This window comes from Streptomyces sp. NBC_00273, assembly GCF_036178145.1.
In the GTDB taxonomy this organism is placed as follows: Bacteria; Actinomycetota; Actinomycetes; order Streptomycetales; family Streptomycetaceae; genus Streptomyces.
The window spans coordinates 7423984-7441431 of the sequence record NZ_CP108067.1 but is presented as its reverse complement, the minus strand read 5'-3'; the positions used below and the strand labels follow the sequence as shown (position 1 = coordinate 7441431).

At 72.8% G+C, this 17448-nt stretch carries 16 protein-coding genes; 8 read left to right on the top strand and 8 right to left on the bottom strand.

Annotation, left to right across the window (positions count from 1 at the left end; genetic code table 11):
- Nucleotides 1–15: 15 nt before the first annotated feature.
- The 4 genes from glpK to OG386_RS33215 all read left to right on the top strand — a co-directional run bounded on the left by glpK (nt 16) and on the right by OG386_RS33215 (nt 5462).
- Nucleotides 16–1542: a glycerol kinase GlpK gene (glpK, locus tag OG386_RS33230; RefSeq protein WP_328791139.1), complete on the top strand. Its 1527-nt coding sequence runs from the start codon at nt 16–18 to the stop codon at nt 1540–1542.
- A 40-nt stretch (nt 1543–1582) separates the two neighbouring features.
- Entirely contained in the window at nt 1583–3190 is a 1608-nt protein-coding gene (locus tag OG386_RS33225; protein ID WP_327386289.1) for a glycerol-3-phosphate dehydrogenase/oxidase, read from the top strand.
- Nucleotides 3191–3317: 127 nt separating this feature from the next.
- The gene (locus OG386_RS33220; protein ID WP_328791138.1) at nt 3318–4424 is read left to right on the top strand and encodes a PAC2 family protein; all 1107 of its coding nucleotides are present in this window, start codon (nt 3318–3320) and stop codon (nt 4422–4424) included.
- A gap of 69 nt (nt 4425–4493) precedes the next feature.
- Nucleotides 4494–5462, top strand: a complete 969-nt coding sequence (locus OG386_RS33215; protein ID WP_328791137.1) for a hypothetical protein — start codon at nt 4494–4496, stop codon at nt 5460–5462.
- Between the two features lie 58 nt (nt 5463–5520).
- Here the strand turns inward: OG386_RS33215 and mshC are convergent, their stop codons facing one another.
- From mshC to OG386_RS33195, 4 genes are all read right to left on the bottom strand, one after another.
- Entirely contained in the window at nt 5521–6750 is a 1230-nt protein-coding gene (gene mshC, locus OG386_RS33210) for a cysteine--1-D-myo-inosityl 2-amino-2-deoxy-alpha-D-glucopyranoside ligase (RefSeq protein ID WP_328791136.1), read from the bottom strand.
- Between the two features lie 110 nt (nt 6751–6860).
- Entirely contained in the window at nt 6861–7712 is an 852-nt protein-coding gene (locus tag OG386_RS33205; RefSeq protein ID WP_328791135.1) for an SCO1664 family protein, read from the bottom strand.
- Nucleotides 7676–8266, bottom strand: coding sequence for a DUF3090 domain-containing protein (locus tag OG386_RS33200; protein WP_030011536.1), 591 nt, complete (start codon nt 8264–8266; stop codon nt 7676–7678). Before OG386_RS33200 ends, OG386_RS33205 begins: the two co-directional genes overlap by 37 nt.
- Nucleotides 8267–8344: 78 nt before the next feature.
- On the bottom strand, nt 8345–9064 hold the full coding sequence (locus tag OG386_RS33195; RefSeq protein ID WP_328791134.1) for a histidine phosphatase family protein: 720 nt from the start codon (nt 9062–9064) through the stop codon (nt 8345–8347).
- A gap of 54 nt (nt 9065–9118) precedes the next feature.
- On the opposite strand from OG386_RS33195, the gene corA reads away from it, so the two are divergent.
- Nucleotides 9119–10111 carry a magnesium/cobalt transporter CorA gene (gene corA, locus OG386_RS33190; RefSeq protein WP_327386282.1) on the top strand — a complete coding sequence of 331 codons (993 nt, stop codon included), beginning with the start codon at nt 9119–9121 and terminating at the stop codon, nt 10109–10111.
- On the opposite strand, the gene OG386_RS33185 is transcribed toward corA, so the two are convergent.
- On the bottom strand, nt 10089–10919 hold the full coding sequence (locus OG386_RS33185; protein ID WP_328791133.1) for a ferritin-like domain-containing protein: 831 nt from the start codon (nt 10917–10919) through the stop codon (nt 10089–10091). The genes corA and OG386_RS33185 overlap by 23 nt on opposite strands.
- A gap of 230 nt (nt 10920–11149) precedes the next feature.
- Nucleotides 11150–12199, bottom strand: a complete 1050-nt coding sequence (locus tag OG386_RS33180; protein WP_327386280.1) for an LLM class F420-dependent oxidoreductase — start codon at nt 12197–12199, stop codon at nt 11150–11152.
- Between the two features lie 100 nt (nt 12200–12299).
- Between OG386_RS33180 and OG386_RS33175 the strand changes: the two genes are divergently transcribed.
- The gene (locus OG386_RS33175) at nt 12300–13283 is read left to right on the top strand and encodes an aldo/keto reductase (protein ID WP_327386279.1); all 984 of its coding nucleotides are present in this window, start codon (nt 12300–12302) and stop codon (nt 13281–13283) included.
- Nucleotides 13280–15601 (top strand): ATP-dependent RecD-like DNA helicase, encoded by a 2322-nt coding sequence (locus tag OG386_RS33170; protein ID WP_328791132.1) that lies wholly within the window; start codon nt 13280–13282, stop codon nt 15599–15601. Before OG386_RS33175 ends, OG386_RS33170 begins: the two co-directional genes overlap by 4 nt.
- An 85-nt stretch (nt 15602–15686) precedes the next feature.
- Here the strand turns inward: OG386_RS33170 and OG386_RS33165 are convergent, their stop codons facing one another.
- Entirely contained in the window at nt 15687–16337 is a 651-nt protein-coding gene (locus OG386_RS33165) for a hypothetical protein (RefSeq protein WP_327386277.1), read from the bottom strand.
- A gap of 47 nt (nt 16338–16384) precedes the next feature.
- Between OG386_RS33165 and OG386_RS33160 the strand changes: the two genes are divergently transcribed.
- Nucleotides 16385–16573 carry a DUF5703 family protein gene (locus OG386_RS33160; RefSeq protein ID WP_030009118.1) on the top strand — a complete coding sequence of 63 codons (189 nt, stop codon included), beginning with the start codon at nt 16385–16387 and terminating at the stop codon, nt 16571–16573.
- 39 nt (nt 16574–16612) lie between these two features.
- On the opposite strand, the gene OG386_RS33155 is transcribed toward OG386_RS33160, so the two are convergent.
- On the bottom strand, nt 16613–17386 hold the full coding sequence (locus tag OG386_RS33155) for a chaplin (protein WP_328791131.1): 774 nt from the start codon (nt 17384–17386) through the stop codon (nt 16613–16615).
- Nucleotides 17387–17448 lie beyond the last annotated feature (62 nt).

Here is a 17448-nt window from a genome sequence, read left to right as displayed (position 1 = left end):
CCAGGAGCAGCCAACATGACCACCAGCACCGGCCCCTTCATCGCTGCGATCGATCAGGGCACCACCTCCTCCCGCTGCATCGTCTTCGACCGCGACGGCCGCATCGTCGCCGTCGACCAGAAGGAGCACGAGCAGATCTTCCCGAAGCCGGGCTGGGTCGAGCACGACGCCACCGAGATCTGGACCAACGTCCAGGAGGTCGTCGCCGGGGCCATCGCCAAGGCCGAGATCACCGCCGCGGACGTCAAGGCCGTCGGCATCACCAACCAGCGCGAGACCACCGTCCTGTGGGACCGCCACACCGGCGAGCCGGTTCACAACGCGCTGGTCTGGCAGGACACCCGCACCGACGCCCTGTGCAAGGAGCTCGGCCGCAACGTCGGCCAGGACCGCTTCCGCCGCGAGACCGGCCTGCCGCTGGCGAGCTACTTCGCCGGCCCGAAGGCCCGCTGGCTGCTGGACAACGTCGAGGGCCTGCGCGAGCGCGCCGCCGCCGGCGACATCCTCTTCGGCACCATGGACTCCTGGGTCATCTGGAACCTCACCGGTGGCGCCCAGGGCGGTGTGCACGTCACCGACGTCACCAACGCCTCGCGCACCATGCTGATGAACCTCCACACGCTGGAGTGGGACGACAGCATCGCGAAGTCCATGGAGGTGCCGCTCACCATCCTCCCCGAGATCAAGTCCTCCGCCGAGGTCTACGGCCACGTCAAGGACGGCGTCCTCGCCGGTGTTCCGGTCGCCTCGGCGCTCGGTGACCAGCAGGCCGCCCTCTTCGGCCAGACCTGTTTCGCCGAGGGCGAGGCCAAGTCCACGTACGGCACCGGAACGTTCATGCTGATGAACACCGGCGACAAGGTCATCAACTCCTACAGCGGCCTGCTGACCACGGTCGGCTACAAGATCGGCGACCAGAAGCCGGTCTACGCGCTGGAGGGCTCCATCGCCGTCACCGGCTCGCTCGTCCAGTGGATGCGCGACCAGATGGGCCTGATCAAGTCCGCGGCCGAGATCGAGACCCTGGCCTCCTCGGTCGAGGACAACGGCGGCGCCTACTTCGTGCCGGCCTTCTCCGGCCTCTTCGCCCCGTACTGGCGTTCCGACGCCCGCGGTGTGATCGCCGGCCTCACCCGGTACGTCACCAAGGCGCACATCGCCCGTGCCGTCCTGGAGGCCACCGCCTGGCAGACCCGCGAGATCACCGACGCCATGACCAAGGACTCGGGCGTCGAGCTCGCCGCCCTCAAGGTCGACGGCGGCATGACCTCCAACAACCTGCTGATGCAGACGCTCTCGGACTTCCTGGACGCCCCCGTGGTGCGCCCGATGGTCGCCGAGACCACCTGCCTCGGCGCCGCCTACGCCGCCGGCCTGGCCGTCGGCTTCTGGCCCGACACCGACGCCCTGCGCGCCAACTGGCGCCGCGCGGCGGAGTGGACCCCGCGGATGCCCGCCGACCAGCGGGACCGCGAGTACAAGAGCTGGCTCAAGGCCGTGGAGCGTTCCATGGGCTGGGTCGACGACGAAGACGCCAGCTGACCGCACCAGCTGAGTCAATCGACGAGGAGCTAAGAGAGATATGAGCAGCCTGCAGAGCGTGACCGCACTGGGCACGCACCCGACCGCCGGTGCCAACGTCAGCCGCGCACAGACCCGTGAGCAGCTGTCGAAGGCCACGTACGACCTGCTGGTCATCGGTGGTGGAATCCTGGGCACCTCCGTGGCGTGGCACGCCGCGCAGTCGGGCCTGCGGGTTGCCATGGTGGACGCCGGCGACTTCGCCGGCGCCACCTCCTCGGCCTCCTCCAAGCTCGTCCACGGCGGTCTGCGCTACCTGCAGACCGGCGCGGTCAAGCTGGTCGCGGAGAACCACCACGAGCGGCGGGTGCTGGCCAAGGACGTGGCCCCGCACCTGGTCAACCCGCTCACCTTCTACCTGCCGGTCTACAAGGGCGGTCCGGTGGGTGCGGCCAAGCTGGGCGCGGGCGTCTTCGCCTACTCCGCCCTCTCGGCCTTCGGCGACGGCATGGGCAAGGTCATATCCCCGGCCCGTGCCGTCGCCGACAACCCCGGCCTGAAGACGGACAACCTCAAGGCCGTCGCGGTCTACTACGACCACCAGATGAACGACTCCCGCGTCGCCGTCATGACGGTCCGCGCGGCCGTCGAGTCGGGCGCGGTCGTCCTCAACCACGCCGAGGTCACCGGACTGCGCAAGACGCGCGGCCGGGTCACCGGCGCCGAGCTCAAGGACCGCCTCGACGGCACCGAGTTCGGGGTCGACGCCCGCGTCGTGCTCAACGCCACCGGCCCGTGGGTGGACCACCTGCGGCGCATGGAGGACAAGCACTCCATGCCGTCGATCCGCCTCTCCAAGGGCGCGCACATCGTCATGAAGCGCAAGTCGCCGTGGAAGGCCGCCATGGCCACCCCGATCGACAAGTACCGCATCACCTTCGCCCTCCCGTGGGAGGACCAGCTGCTGCTCGGCACCACCGACGAGGTGTACGAGGGCGACCCGGCGGACGTGCGCGCCACCGAGTCCGACATCACGCAGATCCTGGACGAGGCGGCCTTCTCGGTGAAGGACGCGGACCTGGACCGCTCGCTGATGACGTACGCCTTCGCGGGTCTGCGGGTGCTGCCCGGCGGCCCCGGCGGCGTCGAGAAGGCCAAGCGCGAGACGGTCGTCTCCGAGGGCGCCGGCGGCATGCTGTCGGTGGCCGGCGGCAAGTGGACGACGTACCGCCACATCGGCCGTGTGGTCATGGACAAGCTGGCGAAGCTCCCGGGCAGCCCGCTGACCGAGGACATGGAGCCGGTGAAGTCGCTGGTGCGCCGGATCGCGCTGCCCGGTGTCGCCAACCCGAACGCGGTCGCGCACCGGCTGCTGGTGGACCGGGAGCCGGGCACGCGGATGGACCCGCTGACGGCCCGCCACCTGGCCTCCCACTACGGCTCGCTGGCCTTCGACATCGCGCGCCTCGCGAACGAGGACCCCGCGCTGGCCGAGCGGATCCACCCGGACGGTCCGGAGATCTGGGCACAGGTCGCCTACGCCCGCGACAACGAGTGGGCCGAGACGGTCGACGACGTGCTGCGCCGCCGTACGACGGTGACGATCCGCGGCCTGGACGACGAGTCCGTCCGGGCGCGGGTCGAGGAGATGCTGGGCCGCAAGGCATAGCTCCTGCGCAGGTGGGGAAGAGGGGCGGTTCCGAGGGGAACCGCCCCTCTGTCGTGGGCTGTGGCCGGTGCCTCATCAAGGCTTAGGCTGACCCACGTACACAAGGGAACTTCGGAAGGAGACCTGGGTGATCGAGCTTGAGGGCGTGCCCGAGCTGATCGACCCGGTCATGGTGGCCGCGTTCGAGGGCTGGAACGACGCGGGTGACGCGGCCTCCGGTGCGGTCGCACACCTGGACCGGGAGTGGAAGGGCGAGGTCTTCGCGGCGCTCGACGCCGAGGACTACTACGACTTCCAGGTCAACCGGCCGACGGTGTGGCTGGACAACGGGGTACGGAAGATCACGTGGCCGACGACACGGCTGTCGGTGGTCCGGATCGGCGGCGCCAAGCCGCGGGACCTGGTGCTGGTCCGGGGCATCGAACCGTCCATGCGGTGGCGGTCGTTCTGCAACGAGATCCTCGGTTTCGCGCACGAGCTGGGCGTGGAGATGGTGGTCATCCTGGGCGCGCTGCTCGGGGACACCCCGCACACGCGGCCGGTGCCGGTGAGCGGGGTCACCTCGGACGCGGACCTGGCGCGGACGATGGACCTGGAGGAGACCAAGTACGAGGGCCCGACGGGCATCGTGGGCATCCTTCAGGAGGCCTGTACGCACGCGGGTGTGCCGGCGGTGTCCCTGTGGGCGGCGGTGCCGCACTACGTCTCCCAGCCGCCGAACCCGAAGGCGACGCTGGCCCTGCTGAACCGGCTGGAGGATCTGATCGACATCCGGATCCCGCTGGGCGAGCTGCCGGAGGACGCGCGGGCTTGGCAGTTGGGCGTGGACCAACTGGCCGCCGAGGACAGCGAGGTGGCGGAGTACGTCCAGACGCTGGAGGAGGCCCGGGACACGGCCGATCTGCCGGAGGCCTCGGGCGACGCGATCGCGCGGGAGTTCGAGCGGTACCTGCGGCGGCGGGATCCGGCGGGGAGTCCGGAGACGGCCACCGACACGGGTTCCTACTTCCGGGACCTGTCCGGCGGTGCCCGACCCCAGGCGAAGCCGAAGCCGGAGGACGCGCAGGAACCGCCGGCCGCCGACGGCCCGGAAGGTCCCCCGGAACCGGAAGGCAAGTCCGAAGGCAAGTCCGAAGGCAAGGCCGAGGCCGGACCGAAGGGCAAGCCTGACGGCACGTCGGACGGTCAGGCCGAGGGCCCGCCGGAGGGCGAGGGGGACGCTCCCGAGGCCTAGCCCCAGCCGGCTGCCGGCGTGTCAGTACCCCCTGCTTGGATACGGGTTGCCGTTCCGAGAGAGGGAAGCATGACTCGTACCACCCCGCCCCGCCCGCTCGACGTGGCCTCGGCCTTCCCGGAGCTCGCAGGGACGTCCAGGACCGCCACCCGGCTACACCCGCGGCCCGGTGCGCCCACCCTGCACGAGAGCTCGGTAGGCGGGCCGCTGCTGTGGCCGGCCGACGAGCCCTGGGCGTCGTGCTCGCAGGAGCACGACGCCCCCTTCGAGCTCAACACGCCCGAGGAGGTCCGCACCCTCCGGCGGATCCTCGCCCTCGAGGTCTGGACGGACGAGGACCACGCCGAGGTCTCGCGGATCCACGCCGGCCATGATCCGTCGCTGCTGCCCGAGGGCCCGCACCCGCTGATACCGGTGGCGCAGCTGTACGCCCGGGACGTCCCCGGCCTGCCGTTCCCCGAGGGCACGGACCTGCTCCAGGTGCTGTGGTGCCCGTTCATCGACATCGAGGACCAGAGCGGCTCGGAGGCCGTCCAGCTGCGGTGGCGGCGGGCCGCCGACGTGGCGGAGGTCCTGGAGACCGCGCCGGAGCCCGCGTACGTGGGCACGTCCGAGCTGGTGCCGGTCCCGTGCGTGCTCCATCCGGAGCAGGTCCTCGAGTACCCGGCCGCGCACGATCTGGACCCCGAGCTGGCCGGGCGGATCGACGACTGGGAGGAGGACGGGGCCACGGGCTACCGCGGAGCGCTGTCCGTCGCACCCGGGTGGAAGGCCGGCGGGTGGGCCGCCCCCTTCACGTTCCGTGATTCCGGCGGCCCAAAGGAACTGCGCTGCGCGCGGTGTTCGGCCGTCGGCGAACCGCTGCTCACCCTCGACCACACCGAGTGGAACGCCGAAACCGAGAGCTGGCGGCCGGTCGAGGAGGTGCACGGCGCGTCCGCGACCCCCACGGAGGTCACCGTGGGCCGCGGCTACACCCTGCAGTTCTACGCGTGCCCCGCCGATCCCCGGCACCCGCCGGTCACCGTCATGCAGTGAGGCCGTGAAACGGCGGGGCGCGCCCCCGGCCGTGCCGGGGGCGCGCCTGTTCGGTCGCCTAGAGGGCTACGCCCAGCAGCGCGTCGACCGTGCGGGAGACCAGGCCCGGGGCCGACTCGTCGTCGCCGTCGGTGGCGTTCTGGAGCTCCACCCAGCGGTCCACGGCCGCCAGCGCCGCAGGGGCGTCCAGGTCGTTCGCCAGGGCCTCGCGGACCTCTTCGAGCACGGCGTCCGCCGGGATTCCGTCCGGCCGGGACACGGCCGCGCGCCAGCGCTCCAGCCGGGCCACGGCCTCGTCGAGGACGGCGTCCGTCCACTCCCAGTCGGCCCGGTAGTGGTGGGACAGCAGCGCGAGGCGGATGGCCGCCGGGTCCACCCCGGAGCGCCGCAGCGCCGATACGAAGACGAGGTTGCCCTTCGACTTCGACATCTTCTCGCCGTGCAGCGCCACCATGCCCGCGTGCACGTACGCCTTGGCCATCGGGAACTCGCCCGTCAGCGCCTGGGCGTGCGAGGCGCCCATCTCGTGGTGCGGGAACGCCAGGTCGGAACCGCCGCCCTGGATGTCGAAGCCCATGCCCAGGTGGTCGAGGGCGATCGCCACGCACTCGATGTGCCAGCCCGGCCGGCCGCGGCCCAGCGAGCCGCCGTCCCAGCTCGGCTCGCCCGGACGCGCGGCCATCCACAGCATCGGGTCCAGCGGGTTCTTCTTCCCGGGCCGGTCGGGGTCGCCGCCCCGCTCGGCCGAGAGGAGCCGCATCGCCTCGGCGTCGAGGTGGGAGACCCCGCCGAAGTGCGGGTCGGCCTCGACCGAGAAGTAGGTGTCGCCGTCGAGCTCGTACGCCGCACCCGCGTCCCGCAGCCGCTCGACCAGCGGCACGATGCCGGGTATGGCCTCGACGGCTCCGATGTAGTGCTGCGGGGGCAGCATCCGCAGGGCCGTCATGTCCTCGCGGAACAGTGCGGTCTCGCGCTCCGCCAGCTCGGTCCAGTCCTGGTTGTCGCGCAGCGCCCGCTCCAGGAGCGGGTCGTCCACGTCCGTGACGTTCTGGACGTAGTGGACCTGCCGCTTGGTGTCGAGCCACACGCGTTGTACGAGGTCGAACGCGTTGTAGGTCGCCGCGTGACCGATGTGGGTCGCGTCGTACGGAGTGATGCCGCAGACGTAGATACGGGCGACGGGACCGGGGGCGAGGGTGATCGTCCCCTGGGTCGCGGTGTCGTGGATCTGGAGGTCGCGGCCCTTGCCAGGAAGGGCGGGGACCTCAGAAGCGGGCCAGGCATGCATGTCTCGAGCCTAACCGGACGGATGTTCCGGAAACGAACTGGACCTGCACTGTTGTCTTGATCGGCACTCTTGCGGTCTGGCTGATTTTGTGCGTATGGCCGATGGCTGATTCAGACCGGTGGCCAGGGGATCGACGGCCATTGCCCGGACGGCTGGGGATGGGTGCCGGTCCGCAGCAGGTGCTCCACCCGGTCCCGTACGGCGGCCAGCTCGACCGGCGTGATCAGTTCGGCCAGCCGGGTGGCGAGCGGGGCCCCCTCGGCCAGCGCGTCGGCCAGCGCGGCGAGCACCTCGCGGGCCTCGTCGGTCAGCGGCTCGCCCGCCCAGCCCCACAGGAGGGTGCGCAGCTTGTCCTCGGCGTGGAAGGTCACGCCGTGGTCGATGCCGTAGAGCCGTCCGTCGGGCGCGGGCAGCAGGTGGCCGCCCTTGCGGTCGCCGTTGTTGATCACTGCGTCGAGTACGGCGAGCCGGCGCAGCCGGGGGTCGTCGGCGTGCACGAGCAGCGCGGTGCGGCCTTCGCCGACCTCGGCGAGCGCGACGGCCTTCCAGCCCTCCCCCGCCTCCTCGCCGTCGACGAGCCCGAGGAGCGCGCCCAGCGGGGCGTCCTCGTCCGGCTGCTCGGCGTCGATCCACCGCTGGACCATGCCCTCGCCGTACGGTCCGTCGCGCAGCACGGTGGCGGGGACCAGGCCCCATCCGGTGGCCTCGGAGATCAGGTAGGCGGCGACCTCTCGGCGGGCGAGGTTCCCGTCGGGGAAGTCCCACAGCGGCCGCTCGCCCTTGACCGGCTTGTAGACGCAGTCGGCGCTCACGCCGCCGTACGTGACGCTGCACAGCAGGACGGCGTTGGACGCGTCGCGGATCCGGCCTATGACGGTGAGCTCGCCCTGGGCGAGCAGTTCCTCCATCTTCTCCCCCGTGTCCGTCACGCCTGGCGCCGGTAGCCGTTCTGGCGCGGGCACACGTGCCCCTCCGGGTCCAGCGGGAGGCTGCACAGCGGGCAGGGCGGGCGGCCGGCGTTGACGACGTCCAGGGCCCGCTTGGCGAAGGCCCGGGCCTGGGCGCCGGTGAGGCGGACCCGCAGCATCGGCGGGCCGTTCTCCTCGTCCTGGAGCAGCCGTTCCTCGGCCTCGGCGAGGTCCTCGTCGGAGTCGGCGTCGAGTTCGACGAGCGCCTGGGCCTCGACGATCATGCGCTGTTCCTCGCCGTCCCAGGCCAGGGCCATGGTGCCGACGCGGAACTCCTCGTCGACCGGGACGTCCAGCGGCGCGGTGTCGGCGGCCTCGGCGGGGGCGACGGCCGGGACCGGCGCGTTGCCGCCGGTCCGCCGTACGACCTCGTCCAGCAGCTCGTCCATCCGCTCGGCCAGCGCTGCGACCTGGGTCTTCTCCAGGGAGACGCTGGTGACGCGGGGTCCGGCGGAGGCCTGCAGGAAGAACGTACGGCGTCCCGGCAGACCGACCGTGCCGGCCACGAAGCGGTCCGGGGGGTCGTAGAGGAACACCTGACGGGGCACGTCCAGTCTCCAAGTCTCGGCGGCAGGGGGCAGGTCTGCGCCCTTGTGTTGGCCCGTCCACCCTACTGCGCCGGGCGATCAAGCCGCGCCCGCGCCGCCTCCCACGACCGCGTTCCCCGCGCCTTCGGTGTCCTTGTCGGATGCGACGCTCTCCGGTGCGGCGGGGCGCCGGACGAGCGAGCCGAAGTCCCCGGTGTCGCCGAGCCGGAACACGAAGGGCCGGGTGGCGGTGTACCGGACGGCCGTCACCGAACAGGGGTCGACGTGGATGCGCTGGAAGAGGTCCAGGTGCATGCCCAGGGCGTCCGCGACAAGGGACTTGATGATGTCGCCGTGCGAGCACATCAGGAAGACGGCGTCGCTGCCGTGCTCCTGCTCGATCCGCGCGTCCCAGTCGCGTACGGCTTCCACGGCGCGCGCCTGCATGGCGCGCATGGACTCGCCGCCGGGGAAGGCGGCCGCCGACGGGTGCTGCTGGACGATCTTCATCAGCGGTTCGTCGGAGAGCTCGGACAGTTTGCGGCCCGACCAGTCGCCGTAGTGGCACTCGCCGATCCGCTCGTCGGTGTGCAGTTCCAGCTCCGGCCGGGCGGCCATCAGGGGTGCGAGGGTCTCCCGGCAGCGCTGGAGCGGGCTGGTGACGGCGGCGGCGAGCGGCACCCCCGCGAGTCGGCCGGGCAGCGCGGCGGCCTGCTCCGCGCCGCGCTCGTCGAGGGCCACTCCGGGGGTCCATCCGGCGAGCAGCCCAGCGGTGTTGGCGGTGGACCGCCCGTGTCGTACGAGGATCAGCGTGGCCATGGGGCCAGCGTATGCGCTGCCGCAGGTGTGCGGGCGGGCCGTGGGCAGGGAAGAATGCCCGGCGTGATTGTGGACTGCGCGATTTACCGGGACGGCCGCCGCACCGAGGGGCCGGACGACTTCTCGGACGCCCTCGACGAGGCCCGGGCGGCCGGTGACGCCTTCCTGTGGATCGGCATGCACGAGCCGACCGCGAAGGAATTCGACCACGTCAGCCAGGAGTTCGGCCTGCACCCGCTGGCGGTGGAGGACGCGCTGACCGCGCACCAGCGCCCGAAGCTGGAGGTGTACGACGATTCGCTGTTCGTCGTCCTCAAGCCGGTGCAGTACGACGAGGACGCGGACACGGTGACCGCGGGCGAGCTGATGGTCTTCATAGGGGATTCGTTCGTCGTCACGGTCCGGCACGGCGAGGGGGCCCCGCTGGCCGCCGTGCGCCACCGGCTGGAGCAGGAGCCGGACGTGCTGCGGCACGGCCCGACGGCGGTGCTGTACGCGGTGTCCGACGCGGTGGTCGACCACTACATCGAGGTGGCGGCCGAGCTCCAGGCGGACCTGGAGGAGCTGGAGGCCGAGGTCTTCGCGCCGAACGCCTCGGACACCAAGAACACCGCGGCCCGGATCTATGGGTTCAAGCGGCAGGTGCTGGAGTTCCGGCGGGCGACGAGCCCGCTGCTCCAGCCGATGGACCGCCTCGCCTTCGGGGAGGTCCCCTTCGTCCACGAGCACGCGCAGCCGTTCTTCCGCGACGTCGCCGACCACCTGACCAAGGCGAACGAGTACATCGAGGGCCTGGACCGGCTGCTGTCGGACGCGCTCGCCGCGCACCTGGCGCAGATGGGCCTGCGGCAGAACGACGACATGCGCAAGATCTCGGCCTGGGCGGCGATGGCGGCCGTCCCCACGATGGTGGCGGGGATCTACGGGATGAACTTCGACCACATGCCGGAGCTGCGGCACGCCTGGGGCTATCCGGCGGTGCTGGTGGTCATGGCGGGCGCGTGCCTGGGCCTGCACCGGATGTTCAAGCGCCGGGGCTGGCTCTGAGCTCCCGCTCGCGCGGGGCGTAGGCGAGCCCGCCCGCGGGGGTCGGTGCGCCGCCGAGGGCGTCCAGGCGCTCGGGCAGCCGCAGGTTCACCATCCGGTGCCAGCCGCTGAACCGCTCGTACGCGTACATCGCGCGGATGCCGGCGGCCAGCGCGGCCGCCTTCGGGGCGGGCCAGTGCAGCAGCCGTCCCATGTGGCTCATGACGGCGAGGCTCACGTCCCGGTAGACGGAGATTTCGGCGAGCGCGCTCTCGCGGAGCACCCGCTGGATGGTCCGGCCGTATCCGGAGCGGGCCAGGCGCAGCAGTTCCTCGTGGCAGTAGGAGAGGTGGTTGTCCTCGTCGTGGCTGATCAGGTGGATCGCCTTGCCCACCTCGGGGTGGTCGCCGAAGTACCTGACCAGCATGTCCATCTGGTCGGCGGCGCGCTGTTCTGTGACGCGGCTGTGCGCGAGGTAGACGACGATGTCCTCCTCGGTCAGCGCCACCTCGCGGCGCAGCTTCTCGTGCGCGAGGCCGATGCCGCGGCGCTCCAGCAGCATCGTGTAGTCGGTCTCGGGGGGTACCGGGACGGCGGGCAGGCCGCGCTTGCGGAGCAGGGCGTTGAAGATCCGGCCGTGCTTGTCCTCGTCGGCGCCGTGTCGGGTGATCTTGGGCGCGAGGTGACGCATGCCGTCCGGCACCAGGGCCGCGATGCGGGCGTTCTCCCAGCCGCCCTGGGTCTCCCCGCTGGCGGCGATGGAGCAGAACAGCTGGAAGGAGTCGTCGTTGTCGACGATCTCCTGGAACAGGCTGCGGGCAGAGAGCATGGAACGAGTCAAACGCCGGTGGGCGGGGCGGGCAACCGATGGGTCGCACTACTCGTCCGAATGAACGAAATCGAGGGGTGGGCCGACGTGCGTAACCCGGCGGGCGTTCCCGGCGTTGTTCGCTGTGTCGGCCGTGGCGGGGAAGACCCCCCGAGCCCCCACCACGGCCGCAGAAGCGTTCACCGGTGCCGGCGTCCGTCCGCCGGCACCGGGACCTGCCGGTCAGGCGATCAGGCGAGACCCGCCAGCTCCATCGCCTCGGTGCCGGCGCGCAGGGCGGCGATCCGCTCGTCCAGGGTGAACCCGGCCGGGGCGAGCGTGAGGGTGGTGACCCCGGCCTCCGCGTAGGCCCGCATCCCGTCGGCGATCCGGGCGACCGGGCCGAGCAGGGTGGTCGAGTCGATCAGCGAGTGCGGGACGGCCTCGGCGGCGCCGGTCTTGTCGCCCGCCAGGTACTTGTCCTGGATCTCGGCGGCTTCCTTCTCGTAGCCCATGCGCTGGGCCAGCTGGTTGTAGAAGTTCTGCTTCCGGCTGCCCATGCCGCCCACGTACAGGGCGGTGTACGGACGGAACATGTCCGCGAGCGCGTTCACGTCCTCGCCGAGGGCCAGCGGCACGGTCGGGCAGACGTCGAAGCCCTCCATGGTCAGCCCGGCCTTCTCGCGGCCCGCCCGGATGTGGGTGAGGGCGGTGGCCTCGAGGTGCTCGGCGGCCGGGAAGATCAGCAGGGCGCCGTCGGCGATCTCGCCGGTCTGCTCCAGGTTCTTGGGGCCGATGGCGGCGATGTAGAGCGGGATGTGCTCGCGCTCGGGGTGCACGGTCAGCTTGAGCGGCTTGCCCGGGCCGTCCGGCAGCGGCAGCGTCCAGTGCTCGCCCTCGTAGGAGAGCCGCTCGCGGGTCATGGCCTTGCGGACGATCTCCACGTACTCGCGGGTGCGGGCCAGCGGCTTGTCGAACTTGACGCCGTACCAGCCCTCGGAGACCTGCGGGCCGGAGACGCCGAGGCCGAGCCGGAAGCGGCCCTTGGTCAGCGAGTCGAGGGTGGCCGCGGTCATGGCGGTCATGGCGGGCTGGCGGGCCGGGATCTGGAGGATCGCCGAACCCACGTCGATGCGCTCGGTCTGGGCGGCGACCCAGGCGAGCACGGTCGGGGCGTCGGAGCCGTAGGCCTCGGCGGCCCAGCAGACGTCGTAACCCAGGCGGTCGGCCTCCTGGGCGACGGCGAGGTTGTCGGCGTCCATGCCCGCGCCCCAGTAACCAAGATTGATGCCGAGCCGCATGTGTCGTCCCCTTACCGGTTTACCGATCAGTAACGTTGGTGTGCGGGGACTGTAGCGCGCCAAGGTCCTCTACGTCAGCGCCCCAGTAGTCTCAGCGCTCATGGAGCAGAGGCATCTCGGCCGCACCGGACTGCGCGTCTCCCGGATCGGCCTCGGCACCCTCACCTGGGGCCGCGACACCGGCGAGGAAGCCGCCGCCGAGCAGGTGAAGACGTTCTGGGAGGCGGGCGGCACGCTCGTCGACACCGCCGACGCCTACGGCGGCGGCGAGGCGGAGTACCTCCTCGGGCGGCTGGTGGGCGGGCTGGTCCCGCGCCGGGACCTGGTGATCGCGACCAAGGCGGGCAGCGTGCCGGACCCCGACCGCAGGTTCGACGGCTCGCGCGGGCACCTGCTCGCCGCCCTGGACGCCTCGCTGGACCGGCTGGGCACCGACTACGTCGACCTGTGGCAGGTGCACGCCTTCGACCCCGCGACCCCGCTGGAGGAGACCCTGCAGGCGCTGGACCTGGCGGTGAGCAGCGGCCGGGCCCGGTACGCGGGACTGGCGGGCTTCTGCGGCTGGCAGTTGGCGAAGGCGGCGACCTGGCAGCTCGCGGCCCCCGGGGTGCGCACCCGGATCGCCTCGACGCAGATGGAGTACTCCCTGCTGCAGCGGGGGGTGGAGCGCGAGGTGCTGCCGGCCGCGCTGGACCTCGGGATCGGCCTGCTGCCCTCCTCGCCGCTGGGCCGCGGGGTGCTGACGGGCAAGTACCGGGACGGCACGCCGGCCGACTCCCGGGGCGCCTCGGAGTCGCTGGCCGCCCTGGTGGACCCGTACCTCGACGAGGCGGCGGGGCGGATCGTGGACGCGGTGGTGACGGCGGCCCAGGGTCTGGCCGTGACCCCGCTCCAGGTGGCCTTGGCGTGGATCAGGGACCGGCCGGGGGTGGTGGCGCCGATCGTCGGCGCGCGGACGTCCGCACAGCTCGGGGCGGCACTGTCGGTGGAGGCCCTTAGTCTTCCGGAGGAGATCTGCCGGGCGCTGGACGATGTTTCGGTTCCGGTGCACCGCTACCCCGATCAGGACTGGAGCACGCTGTGAGTACGGACCCTCAGGCCGACACCGCTGCCGCGGAGGACCCGGCCACCCCGGAGGCAGAGCCGTCCGCAGCCGGCGAAGCGGAAGCGGCCCCGGAAGACGCGCACGGGCCCGGCCCGTCCGAGGCAGACGCCGAAGCGGGTACGGACCCGGCCGACGAGGCCCCGCTGGCGGCCGACGCCACGGAACCCGAGGCGGAGCCCCCGGTTTCGGAAAGGGGCGGGGCGGGGGAAAGCCCCGCAGGGCCCGAGGCCGGATCCGAGGCTGAGGCCGGGGCTGAAGCCGGGGCCGAGGCCGGGGCCGATCCCGAGGGCACCGCCGAGCAGGCCGCCGAGGCCCAGGCCGCGCCCGCGCTCTCCGAGGCCCAGGCCGAACTGGCCGCCCAGAAGATCGAGCGGGAGCGGATCGCCCGGCGCAAGGCCGAGCGGGAGGCGCCCGTCGAGGCCGGGGCGAAGCTCAGCGGGAAGGCCGCCGACCTGCTGGCCGCCGTCCGGGCCGTGGAGAGCGGTGCGAAGCCCTCCGCCGTGTACTTCGACGAGGCCCCGGCCGCGCCCCGCAAGGCACCCGCCACGCCCCCGCCGCCGCGGCCCGTCGCCCCCGCTGCGGTGGCCGCGCCCGCGCCCTCCGCCGACGCCGTCGAGGGCGTACGGGCCGTACTGGCCCGCGGCGGCGCCCCCGAGGCCCTGGCCGCCCCCGCCGCGGCGGCCCTGGGCGAGGACGCCGCCGGGCAGCTCACCGAGAACCCCTGGCGCCTGCTGTCGCTCCCCGCCGTACGTCCGGCCCAGGCCGACGGCTTCGCCCGGGCCCTGCTGGGCCCCGACGCGGGTCCCGGGGACGAGCGCCGCACCACCGTCCTGGTGGGCTGGCTGCTGGCCCAGGCCGGGCTGAAGGGGCACACCGCCCTGGAGGCCCCGGTGCTGGAGAAGGCCCTGGCCCAGTACGGCGTACCCGATCCGGCCGGGGCGCTGGAACAGGCCGTCGCCGAAGGCTCGGTCCTGGTCTTCCACGAGCCCCTGGGGCCGCCGGTCGGCGGGGGCGCCGAAGACGCCGAAGGCGCGGAGCAGCCCGTCAGGGTGCTCGTGGGCCTGGAGGGTGCCGCCATGGCCGAGGAGAGCCTGGCCGACGGCCTGGCCCGGCTGGCCGCCGGCACCTTCGACGCCCCCGGGGACTGGGAGCGGGCCGCCGGGTCCGCGCCGAGCCCCTCCGCCGCCGAGCTGATCCGCGCGGTCGCGGGCCACGGCCTGGTCACCCACACCGGCGGCGAGGCCGCCCGCGCCGAACCGGTCGCCCTGGCCGCCGCGGCCCGGGAGTCGGGCCTGCGGGTCTGCGTGGCCGCGCACGCCCCCGGCGGCGGCCCGGACCCGGTGACCGTGGCGGGGCTGCTGTCCGGGGCCGAGGGGCCCGGGCGCGACGCGGACGGGCAGTTCGCACTGGACCTGCTGGTGGTGCTGGACGCGCCGCAGCTGGACGTGGAGACCGCGGCCGCGCTGGTGGAGTCCGTCCCGGACGGGGCCAGGCTGGTGCTCTCCGGGGACCCCGGCGTGCTCGGGTCGGCCGGGGCCGGGCGGGTGTTCGCCGATGTGCTGGCGGCCCGTACCTGCCCGCAGGTGATCTCCCGCACCCCCGACCCGGGCCCCCTCGGCGAGCTCGTCTCCGGGATCGGCATCGGGGAGCTCAACCAGGTGGACGCCCCCGGCAAGGAGGTCGTCATCGTCCCGGTGAAGGACGCCGGAGAAGCGGTGCACCGGGCCGTACAGCTGGTGGGTGAATCGGTGCCGCGGGCCTTCGGGATCCCGGCGGACCAGGTGCAGGTGATCACCCCGGGCCACGGCGGCTCGGCGGGCACCCGGGCGCTGAACGCCGCCCTGAAGGAGCGCCTGAACCCCGGCCCGGGCCGCTTCGGCGGGTTCGACCCCGGTGACCGGGTCGTCCACGTACCGTCCGCCGGGCGGGCGCTGGCGGCCCGGGTGGTGTCGGCCGACGCCGAGGGCCTGCACCTGGACCGGGCGGGCGCACGGGTCGTCGTACCGAAGGAGCTGGTGGAGTCCCAGGTGCGGCACGGCTGGGCGGTGACGGCGCACCAGGCCGTGGGCGCGCGCTGGCCGGCGGTGGTCGTCGTACTGCCGGGTGACGCGGCGCAGGCGCTGTCGCGGGACTGGGTCTACACGGCGTTCGGCCGGGGCGAGCGGCACCTGTCCGTGGTGCACGGGGTCGACCAGGCGCTGCCGCACGCGGTGGCCGAGGTACCGGCGAAGCCGCGTACGACGCGCCTGACGGGCCTGCTGACGGCCCTGGCGACGGCGGGCACGCAACCGGAGTGAGAGCCGGCCGTGGCCCCCGCCCGGGAGGGCGGGGGCCACGGGGTCCGGCGGGCTCGGGGCCGCGAGAAGCGGCGACCGGGCCGGGTCAGGCCGGGGTCAGCCCCGGCTCCGCGGCCTCGTCCTCGTCGAACTCGTCGGTCTCCTCGTCGAAGACGGAGCTGACGTCGAACCGGTGCAGCACCTCCTGCGGATCGATGTGCCCGAAGGGCGAGCCCAGCCACTCCCCCGGTTCCGCCACCTCCTCCGAGGCCGCGATCCAGAGCGTGGAGTCGCCCTCCTCCAGCCCGAAGTCCTTGTAGCGGGAGGCGATCTCGTCGGGCTCGTACTCCCCGAAGAGGACGCCCAGCGCGTCGGCGCTACCGCCGTCGCCCACGAAGTCGGCGTCCCGGTCGTGCGCGGCGACCCGCTCGGCCTGGGCGATCAGCCGGGCCGGTTCGACCACGGCGTAGTCGCGGCGGATGAGCACGCTGAAGGCGGCGGGCTCGGCGGGGCCGGTGTACGGGACGCCGTCCTCGGGCGTGGGGATCTCGAAGGGGGTGACCTCGTCGTAGCGGTCGTAGAGGAGTTCGTCGTACACCTCGGCCGCGGCGGCGAGTTCGTTGAACGCGGCGTAGACGTCCGGGTCCTCGTCCCCGATCCTGTGCTCGACCGCGGCGAGGTGACGGTCGAGCGCGGCCTTGACCGCCTCGGCGGCGGCGCGTACCTCGGCAACAGTGGGCAGATCGGCATCAGACATAGGACAGACGCTATCCGTAGCAGGGCTCTGCCCGCACAATAGATGCGATGCCGGAATACGAATTCGTCGATGTGTACGTGCCCCGCGGTGTTCCTCGCAAGGAGGCGACCCGCCTGTTGACCGATCATGCCGAGTACGGGAACTGGGAACTCGACCGGTTGAGCCTGTACCGGGACGGCAGCCGCCGTGTGCGACTGCGCCGCCGGATCATCCGTCAGGTCCGCGCGACCTGGTGACGCGGGCCCCGGGGGCGGGGCCCGCGCCGTGAACGCCCGTCAGGCGGCGTTGCGGGCCCGCCGGTAGAGCACGGTGCCGGCGAGCAGCAGGCCGCCCGCGAGCGGCAGCCCGGCGGTGAGGACGTCACCGGACCCGGTGGCGGCGAGACCGGGGTTGCTGCTCCCGGTTCCGGGCCCGGGGTGCGTGACGGGGGTGCCGGTACCGGGATTGCCCGGGGTGCCGGGGTTACCCGGGTTACCGGGGTTCCCAGGGTTGCCGGGGTTCCCGGGGTTCCCGGGGTTGCCCGGGTTGCCCGGGTTGCCCGGGTTACCGGGGTTCCCGGGGTTACCGGGGTTACCGGGGTTCCCAGGATTGCCGGGGTTGCCGGGGTTGCCCGGGTTGCCGGGGTTACCAGGATTGCCGGGGTTGCCGGGGTTCCCAGGATTGCCGGGGTTGCCCGGGTTACCGGGGTTCCCAGGGTTACCGGGGTTGCCGGGGTTACCCGGGTGGTCGTCGCACGGTTCGTCGTCGCCCGGGTGGTGCGGCTTCGGGGGCTTCGGGGGCTTCGGCTTGGTGGGGCCGGATCCGTTGGGGCAGTGGTTCCCGAAGGCCGGGTTGAGGGCTCCCACCACCGTGATCGTGTTCCCGCAGGCGTTCACCGGCGCGTCCACGGGCGCTTGCAGGTTGTTCCCGGACAACAGGCCCGGAGAGTTGGCGGCGTGCCCCGAGGCGCCGGAGTCCGCGTGTGCGTAGCCCCCGCCCATGGCGAGGACACCCCCCGCAGCCGCCATGGTGATCAGGGTCTTCCTGGTGACCTGTGCCGGTCGTCGCATCTGTACTCGTCCCCTGGTGTGTGCGTTTCGGCCGTCGTCCGACGGCCCGGCCCACCTGGCTC

What these genes read in the sequence shown, in the direction of transcription:
- glpK (WP_328791139.1), top strand. Translation starts at nt 16, where the DNA reads ATGACCACCAGCACCGGCCCCTTCATCGCTGCGATCGATCAGGGCACC.
- OG386_RS33225 (WP_327386289.1), top strand. Translation starts at nt 1,583, where the DNA reads ATGAGCAGCCTGCAGAGCGTGACCGCACTGGGCACGCACCCGACCGCC.
- OG386_RS33215 (WP_328791137.1), top strand. Translation starts at nt 4,494, where the DNA reads ATGACTCGTACCACCCCGCCCCGCCCGCTCGACGTGGCCTCGGCCTTC.
- mshC (WP_328791136.1), bottom strand. Translation starts at nt 6,750, where the DNA reads ATGCATGCCTGGCCCGCTTCTGAGGTCCCCGCCCTTCCTGGCAAGGGC.
- OG386_RS33195 (WP_328791134.1), bottom strand. Translation starts at nt 9,064, where the DNA reads ATGGCCACGCTGATCCTCGTACGACACGGGCGGTCCACCGCCAACACC.
- corA (WP_327386282.1), top strand. Translation starts at nt 9,119, where the DNA reads ATGCCCGGCGTGATTGTGGACTGCGCGATTTACCGGGACGGCCGCCGC.
- OG386_RS33185 (WP_328791133.1), bottom strand. Translation starts at nt 10,919, where the DNA reads ATGCTCTCTGCCCGCAGCCTGTTCCAGGAGATCGTCGACAACGACGAC.
- OG386_RS33180 (WP_327386280.1), bottom strand. Translation starts at nt 12,199, where the DNA reads ATGCGGCTCGGCATCAATCTTGGTTACTGGGGCGCGGGCATGGACGCC.
- OG386_RS33175 (WP_327386279.1), top strand. Translation starts at nt 12,300, where the DNA reads ATGGAGCAGAGGCATCTCGGCCGCACCGGACTGCGCGTCTCCCGGATC.
- OG386_RS33165 (WP_327386277.1), bottom strand. Translation starts at nt 16,337, where the DNA reads ATGTCTGATGCCGATCTGCCCACTGTTGCCGAGGTACGCGCCGCCGCC.
- OG386_RS33160 (WP_030009118.1), top strand. Translation starts at nt 16,385, where the DNA reads ATGCCGGAATACGAATTCGTCGATGTGTACGTGCCCCGCGGTGTTCCT.
- OG386_RS33155 (WP_328791131.1), bottom strand. Translation starts at nt 17,386, where the DNA reads ATGCGACGACCGGCACAGGTCACCAGGAAGACCCTGATCACCATGGCG.